General features: G+C 48.2%; 17 protein-coding genes. 7 read left to right on the top strand and 10 right to left on the bottom strand.

Going from position 1 to position 18717, the window contains the following annotated elements:
• Nucleotides 1-28: 28 nt before the first annotated feature.
• From AC2T0J_RS09485 to AC2T0J_RS09475, 3 genes are all read left to right on the top strand, one after another.
• Nucleotides 29-928: a substrate-binding periplasmic protein gene (locus tag AC2T0J_RS09485; RefSeq protein WP_489809891.1), complete on the top strand. Its 900-nt coding sequence runs from the start codon at nt 29-31 to the stop codon at nt 926-928.
• 343 nt (nt 929-1271) lie between these two features.
• Nucleotides 1272-3035, top strand: coding sequence for a PQQ-dependent methanol/ethanol family dehydrogenase (locus tag AC2T0J_RS09480; RefSeq protein WP_489809890.1), 1764 nt, complete (start codon nt 1272-1274; stop codon nt 3033-3035).
• A gap of 108 nt (nt 3036-3143) precedes the next feature.
• A complete protein-coding gene (locus tag AC2T0J_RS09475) occupies nt 3144-5255 on the top strand; it encodes a 4Fe-4S binding protein (protein ID WP_489809889.1) in 2112 nt (703 codons plus the stop codon).
• Nucleotides 5256-5282: 27 nt separating this feature from the next.
• Here the strand turns inward: AC2T0J_RS09475 and AC2T0J_RS09470 are convergent, their stop codons facing one another.
• The 5 genes from AC2T0J_RS09470 to AC2T0J_RS09450 form a co-directional block, all read right to left on the bottom strand.
• Nucleotides 5283-6296, bottom strand: a complete 1014-nt coding sequence (locus AC2T0J_RS09470; RefSeq protein WP_489809888.1) for a cytochrome-c peroxidase — start codon at nt 6294-6296, stop codon at nt 5283-5285.
• Between the two features lie 270 nt (nt 6297-6566).
• Entirely contained in the window at nt 6567-6821 is a 255-nt protein-coding gene (locus AC2T0J_RS09465) for a GNAT family N-acetyltransferase (RefSeq protein WP_489810310.1), read from the bottom strand.
• Entirely contained in the window at nt 6818-6988 is a 171-nt protein-coding gene (locus AC2T0J_RS09460; RefSeq protein WP_489809887.1) for a hypothetical protein, read from the bottom strand. Before AC2T0J_RS09460 ends, AC2T0J_RS09465 begins: the two co-directional genes overlap by 4 nt.
• A gap of 3 nt (nt 6989-6991) precedes the next feature.
• Nucleotides 6992-7279, bottom strand: coding sequence for a peptidylprolyl isomerase (locus AC2T0J_RS09455; protein WP_489809886.1), 288 nt, complete (start codon nt 7277-7279; stop codon nt 6992-6994).
• 35 nt (nt 7280-7314) lie between these two features.
• The gene (locus AC2T0J_RS09450) at nt 7315-7914 is read right to left on the bottom strand and encodes a pentapeptide repeat-containing protein (protein ID WP_489809885.1); all 600 of its coding nucleotides are present in this window, start codon (nt 7912-7914) and stop codon (nt 7315-7317) included.
• 188 nt (nt 7915-8102) lie between these two features.
• On the opposite strand from AC2T0J_RS09450, the gene AC2T0J_RS09445 reads away from it, so the two are divergent.
• Together AC2T0J_RS09445 and AC2T0J_RS09440 are read left to right on the top strand one after the other, a co-directional pair.
• Entirely contained in the window at nt 8103-8546 is a 444-nt protein-coding gene (locus AC2T0J_RS09445; RefSeq protein ID WP_489809884.1) for a DUF2721 domain-containing protein, read from the top strand.
• A 22-nt stretch (nt 8547-8568) separates the two neighbouring features.
• Nucleotides 8569-10284: a GGDEF domain-containing protein gene (locus AC2T0J_RS09440; protein WP_489809883.1), complete on the top strand. Its 1716-nt coding sequence runs from the start codon at nt 8569-8571 to the stop codon at nt 10282-10284.
• Here the strand turns inward: AC2T0J_RS09440 and AC2T0J_RS09435 are convergent.
• From AC2T0J_RS09435 to AC2T0J_RS09425, 3 genes are read right to left on the bottom strand one after another with little or no spacing between them, the layout of a single operon-like run.
• Nucleotides 10281-10898, bottom strand: coding sequence for a flavin reductase family protein (locus tag AC2T0J_RS09435; RefSeq protein WP_489809882.1), 618 nt, complete (start codon nt 10896-10898; stop codon nt 10281-10283). The two genes, AC2T0J_RS09440 and AC2T0J_RS09435, sit on opposite strands and share 4 nt — an antisense overlap.
• 13 nt (nt 10899-10911) lie before the next feature.
• Entirely contained in the window at nt 10912-11907 is a 996-nt protein-coding gene (locus tag AC2T0J_RS09430) for an SEL1-like repeat protein (protein ID WP_489809881.1), read from the bottom strand.
• The gene (locus AC2T0J_RS09425) at nt 11907-12941 is read right to left on the bottom strand and encodes a 5'-methylthioadenosine/S-adenosylhomocysteine nucleosidase (protein ID WP_489809880.1); all 1035 of its coding nucleotides are present in this window, start codon (nt 12939-12941) and stop codon (nt 11907-11909) included. Before AC2T0J_RS09425 ends, AC2T0J_RS09430 begins: the two co-directional genes overlap by 1 nt.
• A 252-nt stretch (nt 12942-13193) precedes the next feature.
• On the opposite strand from AC2T0J_RS09425, the gene AC2T0J_RS09420 reads away from it, so the two are divergent.
• Nucleotides 13194-13637 (top strand): Hsp20 family protein, encoded by a 444-nt coding sequence (locus AC2T0J_RS09420; RefSeq protein WP_489809879.1) that lies wholly within the window; start codon nt 13194-13196, stop codon nt 13635-13637.
• Nucleotides 13638-13696: 59 nt separating this feature from the next.
• Here AC2T0J_RS09420 and AC2T0J_RS09415 read toward each other — a convergent pair whose 3' ends face one another.
• The gene (locus AC2T0J_RS09415) at nt 13697-14392 is read right to left on the bottom strand and encodes a Crp/Fnr family transcriptional regulator (RefSeq protein ID WP_489809878.1); all 696 of its coding nucleotides are present in this window, start codon (nt 14390-14392) and stop codon (nt 13697-13699) included.
• A gap of 467 nt (nt 14393-14859) precedes the next feature.
• Nucleotides 14860-17010 carry a TonB-dependent receptor gene (locus AC2T0J_RS09410; protein WP_489809877.1) on the bottom strand — a complete coding sequence of 717 codons (2151 nt, stop codon included), beginning with the start codon at nt 17008-17010 and terminating at the stop codon, nt 14860-14862.
• A 1139-nt stretch (nt 17011-18149) separates the two neighbouring features.
• Here AC2T0J_RS09410 and AC2T0J_RS09405 point away from each other — a divergent pair.
• A complete protein-coding gene (locus AC2T0J_RS09405; RefSeq protein ID WP_489809876.1) occupies nt 18150-18707 on the top strand; it encodes a YbhB/YbcL family Raf kinase inhibitor-like protein in 558 nt (185 codons plus the stop codon).
• Nucleotides 18708-18717: the final 10 nt, after the last annotated feature.

Genomic DNA, 18717 nt, shown 5'->3' with positions numbered 1-18717 from the left:
CTGATTAATCAATAGTTAAGGGGTAGTAATGGTATTAAGAATTGTTCTTCTGATCGGTAGTTTAATAGCCACTACGGTAATGGCTAAAAGTTATGAGGATATTCTTGAGCAAGGCCATATAACCATTGCTGTCTATAATAACTTTCCGCCCTACTCTTACCTCAAGGACGGCGAACCTGCCGGTGTAGACATTGAAGTAGGTAAACGTATTGCGGCGGGACTGGGCGTTGATCTGGAGTGGATGTGGATCAACGCTGACGAAAACCTCGAGGATGACCTTCGAAACGCCATCTGGAAAGGGCATATCATTACCCGCCAGAAAGCCGATTTAATGCTGCGGGTACCTTACGATCGTAAATTTGCCTACGCGATTGATGGTTACGGACTGCCCAAAAATGATTTGGTGGTAATGTTCAGCCCCTATCAACAGGAAAGCTGGGCATTGCTACGCGACCACCATAAAACCAATGATATTCGTACCCTGGCTATCTTCCAGTACGAACCCGTTGCCGTAGAGCTTGATTCATTACCCAGTTTCTTCCTCGGCGCGACCATTGGTGGTCGCCTCCGCGACAAACTGGTTCATGTGGACTCGGTATTTGACGGCATCAAACTGCTACAGGAAGGTAAAGTGGCTGCGGTGGCCGGTATGAAAGGCCAGTTACAATGGGGGATGAGCTCCTCCGGGGACGTTAACAAAAGCGAATTCGCGCCGCTTCCCGAGCAATACGATATCAGCGCTGACGGCCTGGCAGCTATGAGTATCAAATCGTGGGATATTGGTATGGCAGTTAAAACTGACTACCGGGAACTCACCTATGCCATTCAGGCCATCACCGAACCGATGATCAAAAACGGTGAAATGGAAGCGCTGTTTTTACAGTACGGACTGAGCTACGAAATCCCCGATTATCACCGCACCGAATAAACATTACATTTTATTTACAAAATATCGAAAGGCCGCTATTTTTCACTTTAAAAAGCGGCCTTTTTCACTATTTCCAACCCATCATCTACTCCACCCAAGCCCCGATATACAAGCCCTTCAGCGAAGTATTACTACCAACGAACTAAAAATGATAACCCAAGGTTTAATGGTTGTTAACAAAATGATGATTGATACTAATTCTGAGGACTCTTAGGTAGGTATACTGTTCTATACTCACCTAGTGGACGAAAACAACACTCGACAGTCGCATGCTTTTTGATGAACAAGCCGCGGACGTTGTAACAAAGGGTACCAAACCCCGTTGAAACACTGGAGAAATCTGATGAAAAGTAAAAGAGTTTCAGGCCGCTTACTTAGCTCTGCGTTCTGTTTAACCCTGTCGCTTGGTGCCGTGACTGGCATAGCCCAGGCAAAAGTGACAGATAAAGATATCATTAATGACCAGGCAACCCCAGGTGACGTGGTCAGCTATGGCCTTGGTCCGCGTGGACAGCGTTTTAGTCCAATCGACACATTGAACACTAGCAATGTTAAGAAGCTGAGTCCGGTTTGGGCCTTTTCTTTCGGTGGTGAGAAACAACGTGGTCAGGAATCACAGCCACTGGTTAAAGACGGCATTATGTTTGTTACCGCTTCTTACTCTCGTATCTACGCTATCGACGTAGAAACCGGTGATGAATTATGGCAATGGGAAGCGCGTTTACCTGACGGCATCATGCCTTGCTGTGACGTTATCAACCGTGGCGCAGCGTTATATGATGACGTAGTTATCTTCGGTACCCTGGATGCCAAACTGGTTGCTCTGGACCAGAAAACCGGTAAACCAAGATGGCGTAAAACCCTGGGCGATTATAAAGCCGGTTATTCATTTACTGCGGCGCCGATGATTGTGAAAGGCATGGTAGTCACCGGTGTTTCTGGTGGTGAATTCGGTATCGTGGGTAAAGTGGAGGCCCGTGATGCAGTAACCGGTGAACTGGTATGGTCTCGCCCAACTGTTGAAGGCCACATGGGTACTTTAAACGGTAAAGACAACGGTATAACCGGTGGTGCAGCAAACAAAACCTGGACTGGCGACCTGTGGAAAACCGGTGGTGCAGCAACCTGGTTAGGCGGAACTTACGATCCGGATCAAGACCTGATCTTTATGGGCACGGGTAACCCTTCGCCCTGGAACTCACACTTACGTCCTGGCGACAACCTGTACAGCTCTTCTCGCCTGGCTATTGACCCGGATACCGGCAAAATCGTCTGGCACTTCCAGACTACACCACACGATGGTTGGGATTTCGACGGTGTTAACGAGTTAATCGCATTCGACTACAAAGATAAAGGCAAAACAGTTAAAGCGGCTGCAACGGCTGACCGTAACGGCTTCTTCTATGTACTTAACCGTGAAAATGGCGATTTCATTCGTGGCTTCCCATTTGTAAGCGGTATTACCTGGGCCAAGGGTCTGGATAAAAATGGTCGTCCAATTTACGACGAAGACAAGCGTCCGGGCAATCCCGCTGACACCGAAGACGGTAAGAAAGGTAAAACCGTTTGGGCTGTACCTTCATTCTTAGGTGGTAAAAACTGGATGCCTATGGCGTACAGCCAGGATACTGGTCTGTTCTATGTGCCTTCCAACGAATGGGGCATGGACATCTGGAACGAGCCGGTTAACTACAAGAAAGGGGCTGCCTACTTAGGTTCTGGTTTTACTATCAAACCCATTTACGACCACATCGGTTCACTGAAAGCAGTCGACCCTAAAACAGGTGAAATTGTTTGGGAATACAAAAACAACGCACCGCTTTGGGGTGGTGTGTTAGCGACTGCAGGTAACCTGGTATTTACTGGTACGCCAGAGGGCTATCTGTATGGCTTCAACGCCAAGACCGGTGAGATTGTTTACAAGTTCAATACGGGTTCAGGCATCGTTGGCTCGCCAATTACCTGGGAACAGGATGGTGAACAATACCTGAGCATCGTATCAGGATGGGGTGGCGCCGTTCCTCTGTGGGGGGGCGAAGTTGCCAAGAAAGTTAAAGACATCAACCAAGGTGGTACTGTCTGGACGTTCAAATTGCCTCGTAGCTAAGAGGCACCGCGACAAACCGTTTTAGTCCCACCGGGTTTGTCGCGTTTTTTCTCCTCGGGGCAGGTAGCTTAGTCATCGCTACTTGCTCCACTCATTGCAGGGAGTCCAATGAAACGTTTCGCAATTGTTCTCAATATTTGCTTAGTTGTCTGCTTCGGCATTTGTTCTGCAAGCCAGGCCGAAGAAAGTATTCCCCCTGAGCGCATTCAGCAATTGTTTCCCAAAGCCACGGTGATTGGCGAAAAACAAGCTGACTACCCCGTTTACCCCGTTTATCAGTTACAAGAGCTACTTGGTTACGCCTTTCAAAGCAACGATCTGGTAGAGTTACCCGGCTTTTCCGGCGACCGCATTAACCTTCTGATTGGCATCGATGTGGAAGGCAATATTGTCGGCATCGACATTCTACACCACCACGAACCTATTTTTTTGCACGGCCTGGGGCCAGAACCCATGCTGAAGTTTCTTGACCAGTATATTGGCCAGAACGTGTCTAATCGCGTTATCGTCGACAGCGCGTCCAACGATACCAACCCGAATGACAACACGGTACACGTAGACGGCGTTACCAAAGCCACTGTTTCAGTGATTGTTATGAGTGATACCGTGTTACTCTCGGCACTGCAGGTCGCCAGAAACAAACTCACCGGCTTTGCGAGCGCACCTGCGGCCACAGCGAAGCAAAATAACTATGAGCCTCTTACTACAGCGCAGCTGCTCGATAAAGGTTATCTGAAACAGTGGCAAATCAGTCGCGAAACCTTTGAAAAAGCACTCGGCAGTGACCTTGATGATTACCCGTCTGAGACCTTTGACACCGATTTTAACGACACTTTCACGGTGTATTACGCGTACCTTAACTCACCGCTTATCGGCCGTAATCTGCTCGGTGAGGACGCCTTCAACCGCCTCCAGTCGATGCTGAAGCCCAATGAACAAGCGTTTATGGTGATGTCAGAGGGCTACTTTAGCTACCTCGATACTGACTTTAAGCCCGGCACGGTACCCAGCCAGGTGAGTCTGACGCAAAATGAACTGCCCTTCGCCATGCGTGACCTCAACTTTTTTAGTTTTGAGCCACAAGCTCTACAGGGCGATATTACCGCCACAGAAGATTTGCAACTGTTCGCCGTTAACACACAGTCAGGCTTTAACCCCAGTGTGCCGATGCAGCTAAATCTTAATGTCGAGGTAGCGAAGAACCACCTCATTAAACAGCAGGCGCAGTTTTCAGACGACTATGCCCTGCCAGAGACCCTGTTCGATATCGCCGAAGTGGAAGTGATGGAAGAACCGCTGCCGGCCTGGGTCAGAGTATGGAAAATGCGCTGGCATACCATCACCATATTAGTGCTGAGTCTGATTGCCGTAACCGCTATTTTTGCCTGGCAGCACAAGCTGTCTGCCAACCAAATGCTATTTCGCAAGGTGCGCTGGGGCTTTATGTTTTTCACCCTGTTCTTTATTGGCTGGTATGCCCAGGGGCAATTATCGATTGTGAACATCTACCCCATTCTGCAAAGCTTTATGAATGGCTTTGATTTGCAGGTGTACCTGATGGATCCGGTGTTATTTATTCTCTGGCTGTACGTCTTTATCAGCTTATTTATCGTCGGGCGCGGGATTTTCTGCGGCTGGCTATGCCCTTTTGGAGCCCTACAGGAAATGGTGGGCTGGGTCGCTAAGCGCTTTCGTATTCGCCAGTACAAAATAGCCTTTTCCCTGCACCGCCGCTTATGGTGGATTAAGTACGCGGTTTTAATTGGCCTTGCCGGCACCTCGTATTATTCTCTGTCGGCTGCCGAAGTGCTCTCCGAAGTAGAACCCTTTAAAACCGCCATTACCCTGCACTTTGTGCGCTACTGGCCATTTGTCCTCTACACCCTGGTGCTGCTCGGGCTCGGTTTGTTTATCAATAAGTTTTACTGTCGTTACGTGTGTCCGTTAGGTGCCGGGCTCGCCGTGCTTGGCTACTTCCACAAATTTGAATGGCTGACCCGCCGTAAGGAATGCGGTAAGCCCTGCACCATGTGTTATCACAAGTGTGACATTAAGGCGATTACGCCCGAAGGAAAAGTAGACTATAACGAGTGTGTGCAGTGTCTGGAGTGTATTGTTTATTACAATAACGACGACCTGTGCCCGCCACTGAAAAAAGCGAAGAAGACCAAACAAGCCAGACCTGATATCGCCGACTCGCTGGCTGTAGAGGTGAAGTAGCGCCCGCCAGGGCGCTACTATGCAGACTTACTGTCCAACCTCAGCACCGTTGTTTAAATACTTAACCGTGATGGTATGGGTATCTTCCAGCGCGCCCAGGAAAGCAACAATCTCGGAAACTTCCTGCTCACTCAGCTGACGTCCTAACTGCATCCACGCCATTTGGGCCACAGCCTCATCCAGTTCTGCTACCGCTCCATCATGGAAATAGGGCGCGGTTTTAGTGATATTGCGCAGACTTGGCACCTTGAATACATATTTATCAGCAGGGTTATTCGTCACTGCGAAACGCCCCAGATCCTGGGTGTTTTCGTAGGCGTTGATCAGACCCATTTTCATATACATCGAGCCACCAAATAGCGCACCATTGTGACAGGAAGCACAGCCCGACTGAATAAAGGTCTGATAGCCCTTTAGTTCCGTTTCGGTCATGGCGCTGTCATCGCCTGCGAGGAACTTGTCGAAGCGATCCACCGTTATAAGAGTACGCTCGAATGCACCAATTGCCTTAGCGACGTTATCATAGGTGAGTGGTTCGGCCTCGCCGGTAAAGACTTCAGCAAACAACGCTTCGTAACCTTCTTGTTTAAGGTTACTGACCGCCGTTTGTTCATCCGGGACAGCCATTTCTACCGGATTCAGAATAGGCCCTTTCGCCTGGGCGGCAAGATCGGCAGCACGACCATCCCAAAATTGGGCAACATGAAAGCCCGCATTCCACACAGACGGAGAATTGCGATCGCCACGAGACCCTTTCACACCAAGAGAGGTAGGCTCGTTATCGACGCCGCCCCGCCCGCCATCGATGCGGTGACAAGTATTGCATGACTGCGATCCATCGGCCGACAACGCCGTTTCAAAATACAGACGTTCACCAAGATCTATCAGGGCCGGCGTATCACTTTCTGCACCGGGCATTACCGCAGGAAGTGGTCCGTGCATCATTTTAGCCTGAGTACGTACCGCATTTTTATCCACCGCCATTGCTGTGGTAGTCACGCCGCCAATCACGACGGCCAGAATGAGCTTTTTAATATCCATAGTATGAGTATCCGAAAATGATGAACAAGAAACACATACTACAAAGCAACCTTTATGCCTGTTAAAGGAAAACTGAAAGCAGCTTGTATTTTTGGTATAAAGTCACTGTTTTCGGTATTTCCGAAGTAAAAACTGCTGCCTTATCAAAATTTTATTTACATCAGCATAAAAAGTTAACTGCCAATATTGGCAAGCTTGCTGACAAGTTTGTCAGGCTGCATCATTGCAGTGCAAGCGGCTTCTGAAGCTGGCACTTTATCCCTTCAGTATTCAGCTACTCTCAGACCAGTTCACACTCATCCGTAAGTAACTTACTCCTGATTTACAGAACTCACTGCCTTCAACGACCAGTCCAAGCTTCTGATAGAAGGCCGTTGCTGTTGATCGTGCATCGCACCAGAAACGTCTGATATGCTGTTGTTTGAGTTGCTCAATAACCTGCGCGATGACCTTACGACCAATTCCCTTTCTCTGATAGTCCGGGAGCGTAGCAAACTTTCTTAATCTGGCGCTGTCATCGCTCAGGTAAATCGATGCGACACAAACCAGCTTACCCTCTGTAAAAGCCCATAGTGGGTGGCAGTTTCATCACCGTCGACCCTGGAAAACAATACTGGCTTATCAGGCCACAGCACCTGATGTCTGACGGGCAGCGCATCCTGCCACGCAATTTCGCGGATTGTTAACGTCATCCCCTAGTCGTTGCGATAAAGGGTTTTAATCAGGTGATAACCAAATTTGGTTTTTACCGGCCCATGGATGGTAAGAATATCTTTTTTAAACACCACGTCATCAAACTGCTTCACCATTTGACCACGTTTGAACTCACCTAATTCTCCGCCGCGTTTGGCTGAAGGGCAGATTGAAAACTTACGGGCCAGGGCGGCAAAGTTTTTACCGTTGGCTTTTTTGAGCTGCGCTAAAAGTAGCAGCGCTTCTTTCTCAGTTTTTACCAGAATGTGTACTGCTGCGGCGCTGGCCATGATTTTTCCTTCAAAATCCGGGGGAGCGCATTATACTAATCAACCAGTACAATACCCAGAGATTCCAGCAGATAAATGGCTTCATAGCGGGAAAAGGTGGCCTCTTTCAGGTCGTTTGCCAGTATATCAATGGCACAACCTGTAGAACCGCTGAAGTCCACACGTTTCAGATCTGTATGCATAAATAAGCTACCATCAAAGGTACAACCGGTCATCTTGCTGTCGATGAAGTTGCCTTCCCGGAAATCGGCATCGTGCACTTTGCACTCGTCGAGGATTAATTCATTCAGAATCAGGCCGTAAAACGAAGCGTCATTTAGCAGGCAACGCTTAAACTTAAGCTCATAATCCCGGTAGTATTGTGGCCAGTCGGCTTTGGTCCAGTCCACGCCCACCAGTTTACAATCCTTGAACGACACGCCATATAACTGGGTGTTGGCAAAGTCCGCCAAACTCAGATTACAACCGCGAAAATCACAGTGAGTAAACTTGCAGCTACGAAACAGACTCTCGGAAAAATGACAATCGATAAATTCACAGTCTTCAAAGGCTATGCCACTATACCGAGTTGCTGAACCATCCAGCGCTTTAAAGGTTTCTTCGAAATACTCATCTGCGTTCAGTAATTTGTTCATTTTATCCAGCTGAGATTTAACAACTACTTATATATTCAGGCACAAGAAGATCCCTTGCCATAAGGTCACATTATGACTGCTGTATTTTTATAATCAAAGACTGTCCCCTTCTCTGACTTTTATTAACTGCTATCAATCGCTTTAACTGTGTTATAAAAGCAACTCTGTGCGCTTAACAATAAGATAAAATGGAAGCTCTGATCCCCTCCCTGTCGACATTAATTGAAATTGCCGTTGCGCCGGTATTTTTGCTGGCAGGTATTGCCGGCTTTTTAAATGTGATGTCCGGCCGGCTTGGCCGCATTACCGACCGGGTCCGCTCGGCTGAGAAAGAATTACACAGTCAGACAGAAGCTGAGCAAAGTACGCGATTACGCCGGGAAATTATTTTGCTATGGCGGCGGGTAAAGTTGATCAACTGGTCTATCGGCTTTTGTACCGCGTCAGCGGTAATGGTATGTGGCGTGATAATGAGTTTATTTGCCGGTGAGTTTTGGCAGGTCAAACTTAATGTGCTGGTCGTGACACTTTTTATTCTGACAATGCTATTGTTAATTTCAGCACTGACGTTGTTTCTTGCAGAAGTGAAACTGGCGACTGCAACCATAAGAGTGATTAGAACTATTAAGTAAGCGCTACCCAACGGAGAAAGCTTTGTTGCAATTTGGTTGTTTTGTTTTTGCTGTGCTGGCGCTGTTGTTTAGCAATCATGCTGCCGCCCACGCTGCGACTCAGCGCTGTTTAACCGCGTCAGAATACGCCAGCACATTAGCTGTCGCACTGGATAGGTTGGATCTTAGCGAAGTACAGACAATCCACAGTAACATTACTCAACATTGTGCGAGTTTACAGTCGCCCGATAGGGATATTGTTGCCGATGCGGCAACCCTGTTTGCTTTTATTCATCGCCGTTACAACACGGATTCAGCCCGTCGGGCGTTTAACCAGTTACTGCAACAGGATTTCAGCACCCTGCCTCGCAGCCAACAGGCTGCTTATTATCACCTGATGGCGCTTTATTCGTTGCATACCGGCGAATATAAACAAGCCTTGTCAATTAGCCACATTATTACTACAGAGCTCCTGCCCCCGGCTCGCAGCGCTGCGGAGGAAATAGCGGCAATCAACCTGGCGATTGCTGATATTCACTATGAGATAGAGTTTTATCAGTCGGTGAGAGAGTTACTGCTGCCATTACTTGAGCATTCTGCTCGATACGTTCGAGTTCGCGCTGCATCGCTGTTATGGCATATTCCGCAAACCCAACATCAGCTCGAAGACACCCTTACCGTTCTTGGAGACTATTCAGCCCTGCCTCAAACGCTGGTGAAACTGCATGCCCTGGAAGCCTTAGTCCGTCAGGCGCTGGAGGACGGTAACCAACCTGCTGCACAAGCGCTGTTCGAAGAGGCTTACCTTTTGGCTGATGAGTTAAACGCTAAGGCTGTGTTAATCCGTTTATATCTGCTGGAAGCAGAAACCGGGAATTCGCCACTTGCTGTAGAACAACTACTGGCTTTTTCTGCCAAGCAGCTCAGCCTCAAAGAACAATTGCCGGTACTGGCGCTTGAGGTTGATCAAGCTACTGCCAGACAGGATTGGCAACTCGCTACAGAAACATTACAGCAGGCCGTCGCACTGAACAAAGAACTCGCGCACAATAACGCGCTGGCCAGAGAGTATGCCGGTTTTCAGATGGTTAGCCAGGCTCGCGAGCTTGAACAGGCACGCCAGCAATCCCGTTTACAGGCACTGGCAGCTGAGCAGCAAAATCAGCAGCGAATCATCTACTTGCTGGCACTGGTATCAGCTATTCTCGCATTGGCGGTACTCACCTTATTGTTTGTTAAAAAACGCAAGGCGGCAGTACATTTTGAAAAACTGGCTAATACTGACGGGCTAACGCAGGTATTAAATCGCCGGGCCATTCAACAATTCGCCGAACAAGTTGCTTCGCGTAGCCGGCAACTCAACCAGCCCTACGTAGTAGCACTGGCTGATATTGATCATTTTAAGTTAATCAATGATACCTACGGCCATGATGCGGGCGATACAGTGTTAACCGAATTTGCCCGGCGGACCAATGCGCTAATTCGCCAGCAAGACAGGCTTGGCCGATGGGGCGGTGAAGAGTGGCTCATCATCATGACCAACACTCGTCTCGATGCGGTAGACGGTTTATTTACACGCATGCAGGAAGACATCCGCGTCATAAACGCCGGTGAACATCAACTTACCGTAACAGTCAGCATGGGGGCAGTAACCGGTAACGGCGAACAGTCTGTTGAGGCCCTGGTTCAGGCCGCCGATGAACTACTCTACCAGGCTAAACATAGCGGCCGTAACCGCTTATGCAAAGGCAGTGATTAAGGCCGCCCCATGAAGAATTTTGCCTGGGCTGACACCCCAAAGTAGTCACCAGGGCCGCCGGCCCGCATAATCGAATTAGCGCCAGCTGTATCGAATACGCCGTCGTTTAAATATGCTTTTTGAATGTGCACCGCCACCACCTGTCCCAGTACCAGCCAGGTATCGCACGGTTCACCATGCATGTCGTTAAGCTGAACAATTTGCGTTAGCTTGCACTCCATTGATGCCGGGCTGGCTGCAACATGAGGCACCTTCACTAACGTGGAAGGGCGTTTCTGCAATCCAGCCAGCTCAAATTCATCCACTTCAGGTTCAACACCGGCGCTGGAAGTATTCATAGCCTCAGCCAGCTCTCGGGTGGCCAGGCTCCAGCAAAACTCACCGGTCGCTTGTATATTGCTTACACTGTCTTTAAAACCAACACTGGCAAAGCCAATAATCGGCGGCGCACCGTTAAAGGCGTTAAAAAAACTGTAGGGAGCCAGGTTCGCTACCCCGCTGTCATTTTCTGAGGCGATCCAGCCGATCGGCCGTGGTGCTATAATGGCTTTAAATGGGTCGTGAGGCAGCCCATGACCATCGCTCAATTGATAGGAATAAAAGGTGTCTGACATATTCATTTTTCCTTTAATAAACCCAGCCATCCAGACAATTCGTCGGTTCGCCAAGTGCCGTGATCTCACTGATGATATCGTCTATATATGACGCTTCGTCAGGCTCATTTTGCCTGGCCTTATTCAGCCAAAGCAGAGCTTGTTCCGTATTTCCCACACACGCCTGGTAGTTGCCATACCAGCGCTGCGCTTCGAAGCTCCCCTGCTGAGCTGCCTCGCCAAACAATTGGACAGCCCGCTCCCGGTTGGTGAAGCGTAAACTGTCGGCCAGTTCATACAGATCACTGGCAGATTCTGTCTGCTGATAAATATACTCCCGCAACGTTACCGCTTGCGGATAATCCTTTGTGATCCGGTTGGTAAAGGCAATCATGCTGTAGCGATACATGCCGCCTTCCAAGGCCATTGCCAGGCCGCGAATTTCAGCCACAGATAATTCCTGATAGCGGGCTAACTGATGTATAAACACTCGCACCAGTTTGTCTTCATTTGGCTTGTTCCGGGAAATTCCCAGCAAATCCGGTAAGTCTGATAATTGCTCAATGGAGGGCTGCAACATATTTTGCAACATTCCGGCAAACCATTGATTGACGGCATCCTCCTCACAGCCGCCGATGTCGGTAAGGGTGCTGTCCATCAATTGCTTTACCAGTTTAGTTTCCTGAGCCGGATCGCTAAACTGCTTACGCCACTGAAAAAAGCTCATATTGGTTTGCATCCGTAATGCATAATCAATGGCAGAGTATGACTGGCTCGACATAGCGACCTTAATGTCACACTGTTCTGACATAGCGGAGAATAACTTATCGGTTAACGCCAGCCGACCAACAATTTCAGCATAATTGCGTGCCAATGTTTGTCTTTCAGTCGGCTCGCCAATCGGCTTGCCAGTTGGCTTGCCAGTTGGATTGCCAACCGGATTGCCAATCGGATTGCTGGTTTGTGCGCTAAGTGCCGCTGGCGCCATGGTGCACATCCACACCAGCAAAAAGCTCAAAATGCGCTGCATTATTGCGCCGCCAGCTCGTCCATTACAGCAAACAACACATTGGCGCCCACCCGGGAAACTTCTTTATCGTAGATATGCTCCACATTAACGCCCTCCTGGCCACCGGCCAGATCGCTGATTGCGCGGATAATCACCCAATCGACTTCATTTACCGTACACACCTGACCAACTGCGGTGGATTCCATTTCGGTGACTTCAGCATTAAACACTTCACGGGTCCATTTACGGTATTCGCGGTTATCGAGGAACACTGAGCCGGTAACGCCGTTACCACCAACGCTTAACTTCGCTTTGCGCTCACCAAGTATTAGTTGCGCCGGCATTTTAGCCATTGCGCTTTCAGCCGCGTTTAATAAGCGCGACGACGCTGTAAAATACGCCGTGTCCTCGGGTTTATCCATACCATCTTTAATAATTAACACTTCGTCAGGATGCACAAAATGAAAAGGCTTATAGTTGGGATAATGCGGGTCAGCCGCTTTGCGAGCCGGTTGTTCAGCCATAAACCGGGCATAATAAGCCGGTAACACAGATTCACCTGGATTGCTCGGATCCGGGTTCGCATACACGCTTTCGTCGTGGTAATACCACCGCTCAGGCACAATAACATCGCCGGGCTGCCATTGCGGATTAACTGCCCCGGCAATGCCCATATACACCACCTGCTTCACCGGGAAATAATCAAACGCCATTTGCATACTCATCGCAGCATTGGCAATGCTCATGCCGGTAGCAAAAATCAAAATGGGTTCATCATGATATTTACCAATACGGTATTTAATCCCCTTGTAAGTCACCATTTCCGTTATGCTGGCATTGGGGTCTGCCTCTATGCGCCCCAGAATGCCTTCCATCTCCGGTGCATACGCCACCACGACGGCTGTAAAGCCCTGGTCATGCGCTGCAAATTTGGGCCCGTAGGCAGTAGCAGTAGAAGACGGTGTATTCTGACACGCCGTGGTAACCACCAGCAGCACAGCAACAATGACCAGCCGTACCGATTGGACCTGGCGGGTAAAAGGTCGGTAAAACATGCGATATCCCTTAAACAAAACGACTTAGATAGGTTGATACTGACCATGCTATCAGGCTTTGGCCTGAAGCAGTGAGCCCCTTACTCGCGAGGTTTGGCAAACTGGTCGAAAAAATTTTAAATAATATTCTTGAAATAATTAACTCTGACCCTATTTCTTTTTTGTCGGTGCTTAACAGTAAGGCCGACATCACCGCCGCCGATCATCGGGGCACTTAATTTTGAAACATATTGCTTTATAAAGGATATGACTATGCGTTCTATCGATCTATCTCCACTTTACCGCTCATTCATTGGCTCTGATCACCTTGCATCATTAGTGGATGCTGCCAGCCGCGCTGAAAAGCAAAGCACCTACCCGCCGTATAACATTGAATTACTGGCGGAAGACAAGTACCGAATTACCATGGCGATTGCCGGTTTTAGCAGAGACGACATCAATATTGTTGTAGAAGACAACACTTTGTCGATTACTGGCACCAAAAACAGCGACGCCGACAAACAAGAGCGGAAGTTCCTGCATAAAGGTATTTCCGAGCGCAATTTTGAGCGTAAATTCCAGCTTGGTGACCACGTAAAGGTGCTCGCAGCTGACCTGGAAAACGGCTTATTACATGTTGATCTGGAGAGAGTGATCCCAGAAGCTAAGAAGCCTCGTAAGATAGAAATAGGTGGGCGCTTATTCGATAGCGAATAACACCTCCCTCACCTTGTGTTTTCATGTTCGGCGCCTTCTCGGCGCCGCTTTTTAATCTGCTATTGAATATTCGCGACGGCTTCCAACTCTTCCTTGTCCAGCACACTTATTGATGTAAAAGATGGTGTTGAGATAAGCCCATCACGTTTTAGTTTGCTCAACGAACGACTCACGGTTTCAACCGTTAAGCCAAGATAATCTGCGATGTCAGAGCGTGTCATCGGCAGTTCGATGCACTCCGCACTGGCCCCGGGAATACGATGAAGCAGTTCAACGATCAAAAAACAAGTGCGTTCGTAAGCCGTCATCTGCCCCAACATATACAACTGATCGAAGGTCAATTGTTGCACCAGTGCCCGGATAAACTTCAGATTCGCTTTAAGGGTGGGGATCTTCTCTGACAGCAAATACAAATCCCGCCGATTAAATTCGCAGACGGAAGTACAGGACAAACAGCGGATACCATATTCAAAATAGGGCGAATTGGACAAGCCGACAAAATCCCCTGGAAAAACAAACGCCAGAACTTGTCGACGTCCCGCAGTTGAGATCCGCTCCACCATGGCAACTCCTGAGACAATATTAAAAACTCGGTCTGATGGTGAATGCTGCATACACAAATACTGATGACGCTCCTGTATACGCAGCTTTGAGTGCTGGGCAATATCCTGGAGTTCCACGTCATTAAGGTTTTTAAATAACAGGTACTGACTGTTTAGTGCACTGGTTGCAACCGGATTAGCAAGACGCAGCATAGCGATACGCTCCTGAAAGATAATACACCTGTTGTTAAGAAGGTAAGGCTTCCTGTCTTACCATATGTAGTCTACGCCGGACAGTTTCACCGAGGCAGTTACTGTCTGATAAACCCCTGTGCAAAATTCATGCACTTATAACGTTAACGGTCGTCTTTCTAACAATTTTATCAGGCACCTACGGCGTCATTCCGTCGCAATTATTAACATCAAAGTTACGACAAGATCGTTTTAAAGGTATATCAATAACATGAATCATATGAAAATGACCAGAGTGTTACCGTTTTAAAACAAGGTAAAAATAGAGAAAGCAATGACCGAGAGTTTTTATTGAGTAAGCCGGAAGGAATTTAAGCTGACGATGTCGCAGACTGGACTATTTCGGTGCAGGCGCGCACAATAACGGCGCACCTATCAGGTAAAAAAGGAGCGTTGCGACTCCCTTTTTCCAGTTTTAGCGAGGTGGTTTATTCAAATAAGTAGGTAACCGATAAACGCCAGGTCCGAGGGTCAGCCATAAAGCGCGGCTGAACAACGCTAAAACCAAACCCAGTGAACCAGTATTTCTCATCGGTGAGGTTCTTTCCAGCCAGCCGAACAGTCCACTTGTCATACTCATAGGACAAATAGGCATCGTACAGCGTAAGTGCGGGAACGTGCCCGATTTCGGCATTATCTGCAGTAGAGTAATAATCACCGCGACGATTCATATTGGCACCGATACTTAGCATACCATCCCCGATATCGATCGTGTAATCACCACCCGCAGCATACTGATAATCAAAGGCGCCGGTCATGCTGTTGCCCAGTAACGCCCCCGAAGGCTGACCTTCTGCGGCATAGGTGTCGGTATATTCGTTGGATTGATATACACCGTTGGCCCAGATTGAGAACTCGCTACTGATACGATACCGGACTTCAGCTTCGATCCCCTTGTGCTCAGCATCGTAGTTTTCGGCAATAAACACACCTTCATTGGTTACTACGCCCTGCTGTAGCTTCTCGTAATCATTGAAGAACGCCGCCAGATTGACGCGCAACCGACCTTTCATCCAGTCTGACTTTAGACCCACCTCATAAGCATCCATCAGTTGCATTTTGACCACGGTATTAAGCGCATCCGCGGTACTTGCAAGCCCATTATATCCACCCGCCTTAAAGCCGCCGGTATAACTGGCAAAAATCAGCATATTGTCATCAACTTTATAGTCCACGCCAAGCTTGGGTGTAAAACGACTGAAATCATCATCACGGGATACCACGCTACCACTCACCAACGCGTCCAGTTCCTTATCATCCTTGGTATAACGACCGCCGATGGTTAAATCCAGTTGGTCAGACGCATGCCAGGTCATCTGGCCAAACCCTGCGTAGCTGTTGGTAGCGATATTAAACTCGGTGTAGCCTGGCTCAAAAAACAGCACGCTATCGATATATTGAGAACCTGATTCAGTAAAGTAATACAGTCCGCCGATATAGCTAACATCACCGTTCAGGATATCTCCCTGAAGCTGAATTTCCTGAGTAAAGGAGTCCTGATCACTTGCAGATTCACGGTAAAACAGCTCGATAGGCTGGTCACCGGTCAAGCCCAAAAATGCAGGTTGAACGCCACCTGAAAAACCGACAGCCCAATCATCAGTCAGCTTATTCCAAGCTGTAATCGTCACGAGTTGCATATTGTCACTCAACTCAGCTGACACCTTCAGATTAGCGCCATACTGCTTGTCTGAGGTATAAGACTCCTCTGGCGAAGACACCCGCTCGATACTGCCAGAGACAAATGGAATATCCTCATAAGGTTGATCCATTTTGGTTGGGTCCAGTGCCGAGGCTTGTAATCCATCACTGTCGTAATCCGTATAGTAGGCTTTCAAACGAATATCATAGCCTTCACCCACATAGTACAGATCGCCCTGCATACCGGCAAAGCGCTCCTCCCCCACTTTTTTATCCAGCGTTTCGTTATATTGACGGCCACCATCACGGTCGCGATACATGGCAGAAAAACCACCGCGCAATGCGCCATCATCGGTGAGTGCACCACTGACCACCAGCTTATCGTAAGCTTCACCCCAGCTACCTACACCGGCTTCATTTTTAAAGCGGAATAGCTCATCGGGTGTGCGAGATACAAACTTAACCGCGCCGGCTGAACTGTTACGTCCGTAAAGTGTGCCCTGCGGGCCACGTAATACTTCGATACGTTCGAGATCCAGCATTTCAATAAAAGAGGCCGCTGAGCGAGGCTGATAGACATCATCTATATATATACCCACCTCGGCTTCTGAGGTTATAATAGCTGTATCACGCACACCACCGCCCCGCACATATGGTGCAATACTGGCACTTCCCCCGGTCACTGGTTGGATGGTCACGTTTGGCGCAACCTGACTCAGGTCCTTGGCATTATCTATCTGCATACGCTCAATATCACGCTCACTGAACGCGGAAACTGAAACCGGAGTACTTTGTATGCTCTGCGCTTTTCGCTGAGCGGTTACCGTAATATTTTCGATGGCCAGTTCATCTTCCTGGGAGTTTTGTGCATTTGACGTTAGTGGCATAAAGCCTAGAAATGATGCAGAAATTAAGAGAGCGAGCCTGTTTTTTTTCATGATCTTGTTTCCTCAGTAAGTCAACGCGTTGTGGTGGTATCGGCATTCACTGCGTGGCTGTTGACGATGTATACGGCGTGCCCTCAGGCACTAACAGACGTATTTGTTATTGTTATGTATCGTTTTGATACGGGCCTTAAGGCATCCGTTAAACAAACCTTAAAGGTTGCAAAGGAAGATTGACCATGACAAATGTCAAGAGTTTACAAGGACCCACAAGGTGAAATAATTTGTGAAACCTGCCTGGGGTCACTGCCGCAGGCTTCGCCTCAGACTCTCACCTTCAAGTTAAAAAGAAGCAATGGTTTAGCTAAGCAGACCATTGAACATGGCTTCAATAATAACCAGAATACTAACGCCTATTACCAGACTGTAAGCGTTTGCATCTCTTGTTAATGACTTTAACCATTTAAAGAAAACGATTGATTTACTTGCTTTAGAGGCGATCACCATACTGTTCTCCAAGAATAGATTTACTTGTCTTTTTTATTGTTACAGCCTGTCTCAACATCCGTTGAACGTGCTGACATTTTTTTTGAACTTACAGTTATCATCTTAGGAACCGTCACCGTTACAATCCTTGACATTTGTCAATACGGTCAAAATTCAATCATCCATTGCGAAAATGAAGGGTAAAGTTTCGCGTTGACGAGAGCACTTCAGTGCTGCAAGGTATTAACTGCTTTGGTGTATGTGTTTTGTTCTGGATGGGTATCCGTGTAGCAGCCGCAGCACTGCGAGTATCGCCTGGTAGTCCAGGTAAAAAGACAAGATAAGGCGCAATGCAGGTCTAGCCACGCTCAACTAAACAAATCAGTGCGACTGGTCGACTCACTCAGATGATCTGACGACTGAATCAGGTTCTATCAGAGGACTAATGGACATGTGACTTAGTGTCAGAAACAGCAAAAGTCTGGCTCCCGACTAAGGCAGGCTGGGTAACAGACCGTCGCTGAGCTGACTTCACTGCCCTTCTGCTTTACCGCCGAAGCCGCAATGGTGACCATATTCCCTGGATATAATAGGGATTCAATTTCGTTAACTCATCGAAGTAATTTAACGTTGTGGCGGCTTATCCTTTGGATAATGGTGCTTTTTGATTTATTTTATGTTTAATCTTCCCGACAGAGAACTTTATAATGAAAACACTTGTTCGAATCGCTACCCTTTTTTCCTTCTTCACTTTCAGTGCAACCGGTTACGCAGCGCTCGATGTTTCCAGTGATGCCGTGCCGGATGGTAGTGTATTAACACAGTCTCAGGTATTTGCCGGCTTTGGGTGCAACGGTCTGAATATTTCACCAGACCTAACCTGGACTGCGGGTCCAGAGGGAACCAAGAGTTATGCTGTCACCATGTACGATCCTGACGCACCAACTGGTTCTGGATGGTGGCACTGGATTGTTTATAATCTGCCTGCAAATATCTTATCGTTACCCGCTGGCGTGGGCACCCCGGATGGCGAAAAGTTACCAGCAGGAGCGTTACAGGGTAAAACCGATTTTGGAGGTCCGGGGTTTGGTGGGGCATGCCCGCCTGCGGGTGATAAACCGCACCGTTATATCGTGACCGTTTATGCACTGGGTATCGAAAAAATTGAAGTGCCGCCTGAATCTACCGGTGCAATGGTTGGCTTTATGATCCACGCCAACATGCTGGATCACGGCAGACTGACGGCAACCTATTCCCGTAACTGATATTGCGATG

The organism is Alteromonas sp. ISO5, from assembly GCF_058105165.1.
The sequence above is the reverse complement of the archived record's forward strand: the minus strand, read 5'-3'. Positions and strand labels throughout refer to the sequence as shown.